This is a genomic window from Pseudoalteromonas sp. Angola-4 (assembly GCF_028599265.1).
GTDB lineage: Bacteria > Pseudomonadota > Gammaproteobacteria > Enterobacterales > Alteromonadaceae > Pseudoalteromonas > Pseudoalteromonas atlantica.
Window position 1 is genome coordinate 1 of record NZ_JAQREK010000046.1, and the last position, 742, is coordinate 742.

1 protein-coding gene and 1 pseudogene are annotated in these 742 nt (G+C 40.0%); one reads left to right on the top strand and one right to left on the bottom strand.

What is annotated here, in order from left to right; genetic code table 11:
* Window positions 1–40: 40 nt before the first annotated feature.
* Window positions 41–505, top strand: a complete 465-nt coding sequence (trmL, locus tag PSH48_RS20675) for a tRNA (uridine(34)/cytosine(34)/5-carboxymethylaminomethyluridine(34)-2'-O)-methyltransferase TrmL (protein WP_273612287.1) — start codon at window positions 41–43, stop codon at window positions 503–505.
* Window positions 506–571: 66 nt separating this feature from the next.
* Here the strand turns inward: trmL and PSH48_RS20680 are convergent.
* Window positions 572–742, bottom strand: a pseudogene (locus PSH48_RS20680) (NAD(P)H-dependent glycerol-3-phosphate dehydrogenase); the annotation flags it as partial.

Below are 742 nucleotides of genomic sequence, written 5' to 3' on the forward strand. Positions count from 1 at the left end.
ATACTGAGTCAGTCAAATTAAAGATTTTATAGGGCTTATTGTGCTGGATATTGTTTTATACCAACCTGAAATTCCGCCTAACACCGGGAATATCATTCGTTTATGTGCCAATACTGGCTATTCATTGCATTTAATTGAACCGTTAGGGTTTGAGTGGGATGACAAACGTGTAAAACGCGCTGGACTTGACTATCACGAATTTAGCCATGTACAACGCCATGCCTCATTTGATGCTTACTTAGAAAAGTGCCAACCTAAAAAAGTGTATGCTTGCACCACTAAAGGTAGCCAATTTCATCACCAAGCACAGTATGAAGCGGGTGATTGCTTAGTATTCGGCCCAGAAACCCGAGGCTTACCTGATGACATGATTCAAGCACTGCCAAACGAGCAACGCGTGCGTATACCTATGCAAGCCGATAGCCGCAGTATGAATCTGTCTAATGCAGTAGCTGTGTTTGTATATGAATCTTGGCGCCAGCTTGACTTTGTAAACGCGCAGTAATTATTTACCAATAATAAAAAACCGACATTATGTCGGTTTTTTAATTTTTAAAGAATAGTGAAGCATTTATTCTGACTTTTGTTCACGACCTAATAACGCCATAGCAGCTGCTTTCATGTCTTTATTTTCATAGAGTACTTTATAAATTTGCTCGGTAATTGGCATTTCCACACCAGCGCGTTGAGCTAATAAGTACACTTCTTTGGTATTTCTAAAGCCTTCAACCACTTGGCCGAT